Here is a 4,949-nt window from a genome sequence, read left to right as displayed (position 1 = left end):
GCGCCCCCTCGGGGTGGTGTGTGTTTTTTTTGTGGGGGGGGGGGGGGTTGTTTTTGGGGCGCCCCCCCCCCCGCCGGGGGGGGGGCCCCGGGGGGGGGGGGGGGGCCCCCCCGCGCATGTGGCATGACGGGTGCCGGTCAGCCCAGCGCCTGCGTGAGGTCGGCGAGCAGGTCGTCGCCGTTCTCGATGCCGACGGAGATCCGGACCAGGTCGGCCGGGACCTCCAGCAGGGAGCCCGCGACGGAGGCGTGCGTCATCCGGCCCGGGTGCTCGATCAGCGACTCCACGCCGCCGAGGGACTCGCCGAGCGTGAAGAGCTTCGCCCGGTTGCAGACCTCGACCGCCGCCTCCTCACCGGCCGCGACGCGGAAGGACACCATGCCGCCGAAGGCCTTCATCTGCTTGGCGGCGACCTCGTGGCCGGGGTGCTCGGGCAGGCCCGGGTAGAGGACCTGGGAGACCTTGGGGTGCCGGGTCAGCAGGTCGGCGACCTTGGTGGCGTTCTCGGTGTGCCGGTCCATGCGGACGGCGAGCGTCTTGATGCCGCGCAGCACGAGCCAGGCGTCGAAGGGGCCGGCGACCGCGCCCATCGCGTTCTGGTGGAACGCCAGTTCCTCGGCCAGCTCCGGGTCGCTGACGACGAGCGCGCCGCCGACGACGTCGGAGTGGCCGCCCATGTACTTGGTGGTGGAGTGCACGATGACGTCCGCGCCGAGCGCCAGGGGCTGCTGGAGGTAGGGCGAGGCGAAGGTGTTGTCGACGACGAGCCGGGCCCCGGCCTGGTGCGCGACCTGGGCGACGGCGGCGATGTCGGTGATGCCGAGCAGCGGGTTGGACGGGGTCTCCACCCAGACCGCCTTGGTGCGCGGGGTGATCGCGGCCCGTACGGCGGCCACGTCCGAGGTGTCGGCCACCGAGAACTCCACGCCCCACCGCGCGGCGACCTTCGCGAACAGCCGGAACGTGCCGCCGTAGGCGTCGTTCGGGATGACCACGTGGTCGCCGGGGGTCAGCAGCGTACGCAGGAGGCAGTCCTCGGCGGCGAGGCCGGAGGCGAAGGCGAGACCGCGGCGGCCGCCTTCGAGGGCCGCGAGGTTCTCCTCCAGGGCGGTGCGGGTCGGGTTGGCGCTGCGGCTGTACTCGTAGCCGCCGCGCAGTCCGCCGACGCCGTCCTGCTTGTACGTGGACACCTGGTAGATCGGCGGAACCACCGCGCCGGTGAGGGGGTCGGCGGTGTTCCCCGCGTGGATGGCGAGGGTTTCGAAGCTGTGCTGGTCGCTCATGAGGCCCGAGCGTAGTTCCTGGCGGAGGCCCTTACCGGCCACTCGCCGCTCCGGGGACAATGGGTCCATGGAGATTCTGTTGTTCCTGCTCGCGATGGGCATGCTCGCCGCCGTGATCGGCCCCTGGGTGATGCGCCGCCGGGGCGGTATCCGCCAGGTCGCCCCCGGTTCGCCGGACGCCGCCGACCCGGACACGTACGGCTTCGCCCGCCAGGAGGAGCTGGACGTCCGGATGCCGGGCCCCGACCAGGACCTCCTGGACGTGCTCGACGTCGTCCAGGGCACCCAGCAGTGGCAGGCGGCCTCCCAGCTGCTGGCCGGGACGCCGAAGGAGGGCGAGGTGCGCTGGCAGCGGATCCAGGCCTTCGCGGGCGCGGCCTCGCTGGAGCTGGCGCAGCAGCCGGGCAAGGGCGGCTCGTGGCTGCGGGCCTGGCGCTCGGAGTCCCCGAAGGACGCGGGCGGTGCGGCGGTGCACGCGGAGTTCCTGGTGCAGCAGGCGTGGCGGTCCTCGGCGGCGGGGAGCGACGACTTCCGGATCATCCTGGAGGAGGCCCGTACGGTCTGCGGCGAGGCGGCCCTGCTCGCGCCGGGCGACCCCGTCCCGTACATCGTGGAGCTGGCGGTGGCCCGGGGCCTGGGCTACACCCCCGAGCAGTTCGACCAGCTGTGGGCGAAGATCATCGACCGGGCTCCGGCGCACATGGGCGCGCACATCGCGGCGCTGCACTTCCACTCCGAGCGGTGGCACGGTTCGCGCAAGGACGCCGAGGCCCTCGCCACGGCCGCCGCCGCCCGCGCCCCGCAGGGCTCGCTGCTGGCGGCGCTGCCGCTGTTCGCGGTGTACGAGCATCTGCCGGAGGTCAACATGGTGCAGAGCTTCTACCGCAGCCAGGTGGTGACGACGGCGGTCGAGGGCGCGATGTTCGCGGTGCACGCGGCGCGTCCGGACGACCCGATGCTGGCCCATGTCCGGCACCTGCTGGTGCTGTTCCTGGTCCACATGGAGCGCTGGTCGGAGGCGATGCACCAGCTGGTCCGGGTCGACGGCCACGTGGGCGCGCTGCCGTGGACGGCGGAGCCGGACCCGGCCGCGCAGTACACGGTCTACCGGGCGCTGGCGGTCGCGGGCTACGAGGCGAACGGCGGCAGCCCGGCGACGCTGTCGCACTGACCTTCGTACGGGGCCCGGTCCTGACTCCGGCCGGAACGCCCTACGGGGCCGGGTCCTGACTCCGTACGGAACGCCCTACGGCACCGGGTTCCGGCCCGTACGGTTTCACGGCCCGGCGGGTGCGAGCGCCGGGCCGTCGCGGCGGGGTCAGCTCTTCCCGGATACGGCGGGTGCCTCGGGCACAGGGGCCCGGCCCGCCGCCGTCGTCACCAGCGCGCCCGCCACGAGCACCGCGCCCGCCACCGTGACGGCCGTGATCCCGATGCCGTCCGCCACCAGCCCGCCTGCCAGCGCCCCGAGCGCGATGGCCGCGTTGAACACCCCGACGAACAGCGAGGATGCGGCCTCGCGGGCGTCGGGGGCGGCGAGCAGCACCCAGGTCTGCGTGCTCACCGAGACACCCCCGTAGCCCAGGCCCCAGAGCGCCATCAGGACGGCCGCGAGGGCGGGGGAACCGCCCAGCCACGGCAGCGCCACCACGGTGAGGGTCAGGACCGTGCCGATCACCAGCAGCGTCCGGCGCGGGGAGCGGGCCGCCCCGGCCCCGGCGAGGAAGTTCCCGGCCACGCCGGCGATCCCGTACACCAGGAGCAGGACGCCGATCGTGCCCGCGCCGACGCCGGAGACGTCCTCCAGGACCGGCCTGACATACGTGTACGCGGCGAAGTGCCCGGTGACCAGGAAGCCGACGACGATGAGTCCGGTACGCAGCCGGGGGTCGCGGGTCAGCCGCAGCGCACCGCCGAGCGGAACGGTGCGCTCCGCGGGCAGCCGGGGCAGCAGGAGCGCCGCGGCGACCAGCACCACGGCCCCGAGCCCGGCGGCTGCGAGGAACGCGGCGCGCCAGCCGGCGAGGTCCCCGAGGTACGTTCCGGCGGGGACGCCGAGGACGGACGCCACGGCGATCCCGCTGAAGACGAGGGTGGTGGCCGCTCCGGCGGACTTCGCGGGGACCAGGCGGACCGCGAGCCCGGCGGCGACGGCCCAGACGCCGCCCATGCCGACGCCGACCAGGACCCGGGCGACGACCATGGTCCCGAAGTCCGGTGCCCAGGCCGCGCCGAGGTTGCCGACGACCAGCACGGTGACCAGTACGCACAGGGCCGTACGTCGGTCGGCGCGGCCGAGCAGCGGGACGAGGGCGGGGGCCGAGACCGCCGCGACGAGACCGGTGATGGTCAGCGTCAGGCCGGCGACGCCCTCCGGGATGCCGAGGGAGCTGCCCATCGGTGTGAGCAGCCCGACGGGCAGCATCTCGGAGGTGACCACGGTGAAGGTGCCGAGCGCGAGGACCGCCACGCCCCACCAGCCGTTGCGTGCGGGCGTCGGGCGGCCGGCCCGGGCGCCTGAGGATTCCTGAACATGCGTCATGTCCCCAGCCAATCGAGGCCGGAGACCGGGAACAACGGCCGACTTCTCGTCCTTCTATGAGCTGGACTCATGGATGGGAACGGGGGGAAGGCGGAGGGGACACATGAGCAATCCGGAGATCAGGGAGCTGGAGGCGTTCCTCGCGCTGGCCGAGGAGCTGCACTTCGGCCGGGCCGGGGAGCGCCTGTACCTCTCGCAGAGCCGGATCAGCCAGTTGCTGCGGGCGTTGGAGAGCAGGATCGGCGGCCGGCTGGTCGACCGCACGAGCCGCCGGGTCCGCCTCACCCCGCTCGGCGAGCAGCTGCACGCGGGGCTGCGGCCGGCCTTCGACGCGATCGTGGAGACGATCGACGAGGTCCGGGAGGCGGCGCGCGGCGTCGGCGGGGTGTTCCGTGTCGGCTTCCAGGGGACGGCGAACGACCCGTTCATGCGGGCGGTCACGGCCTTCCGGGACGGGCATCCCGACTGCGCCGCCGAGATCGTGGAGATCCCGCTCTCGGATCCGTTCGGCGCGGTGCACCGGGGCGAGGTGGACGCGGCGGTGGTGCTGATGCCGGTCCGGGACGACGCGCTGGTGCTCGGCCCGGTCTTCTCCGCGCGGCCGCTGACGCTCGCGGTCTCCGACCGGCACCCGTACGCGAGCCGCCCCGGCATCGACGCCGAGGACCTGGCGGGCAGCCCGCTCATCGGCGTCGCGGGGGCGGCCCCGGACTACTGGCGCCTCGCCCAGGCCCCGGCGGTCACCCCCGCCGGTCGCCCGATTCCGGTGGGTCCGGCGGTGAGCAGCCTCCAGGAGGGCCTGGCCCTGGTGCGGGCGGGCCGGGGCGCGATGCTGCTCTGCGACCCGACGGCCGACTACTACGGCAGCCACGCGGTGACCTTCGTCCCGGTGACCGGCCTGCCGGAGTCCTCCCTCGCTCTGGTGTGGCACCGGAACCACGAGACCGCCCGGACGCGGGGCTTCGCACGGGCCTTGGCAGCCGTCGCCGGGGCCACCGCGTGAGTGCCGGGCCCGGAATCCCGGCGGCCGCTCCCGTGTTGTACGTACCGAACACCGACCCCTGGAGGAGCCCCCGCATGTTCCTGAACCGCCGCACCCCCGAGCTCCCCACCCCGGAGCAGGC

General features: G+C 74.2%; 4 protein-coding genes. 2 read left to right on the top strand and 2 right to left on the bottom strand.

All coding sequences use genetic code 11. From position 1 onward, the window contains the following. Positions 1–137: 137 nt before the first annotated feature. The gene (locus tag JS521_RS32825) at positions 138–1,283 is read right to left on the bottom strand and encodes a cystathionine gamma-synthase (protein WP_010058492.1); all 1,146 of its coding nucleotides are present in this window, start codon (positions 1,281–1,283) and stop codon (positions 138–140) included. A gap of 67 nt (positions 1,284–1,350) precedes the next feature. Between JS521_RS32825 and JS521_RS32820 the strand changes: the two genes are divergently transcribed. Then, positions 1,351–2,454 (top strand): hypothetical protein, encoded by a 1,104-nt coding sequence (locus tag JS521_RS32820; protein ID WP_205086543.1) that lies wholly within the window; start codon positions 1,351–1,353, stop codon positions 2,452–2,454. A 147-nt stretch (positions 2,455–2,601) separates the two neighbouring features. Here JS521_RS32820 and JS521_RS32815 read toward each other — a convergent pair whose 3' ends face one another. Beyond that, entirely contained in the window at positions 2,602–3,825 is a 1,224-nt protein-coding gene (locus tag JS521_RS32815; RefSeq protein WP_205086542.1) for an MFS transporter, read from the bottom strand. Positions 3,826–3,928: 103 nt separating this feature from the next. Here JS521_RS32815 and JS521_RS32810 point away from each other — a divergent pair, with 103 nt between their 5' ends. Then, positions 3,929–4,828, top strand: coding sequence for a LysR family transcriptional regulator (locus JS521_RS32810; protein WP_205086541.1), 900 nt, complete (start codon positions 3,929–3,931; stop codon positions 4,826–4,828). Positions 4,829–4,949 lie beyond the last annotated feature (121 nt).

This window comes from Streptomyces durocortorensis, from assembly GCF_016901035.1.
Lineage (GTDB): Bacteria > Actinomycetota > Actinomycetes > Streptomycetales > Streptomycetaceae > Streptomyces > Streptomyces durocortorensis.
Note: the sequence above shows the minus strand (reverse complement) of the source record. Positions and strands in the feature narration are given on the sequence as shown.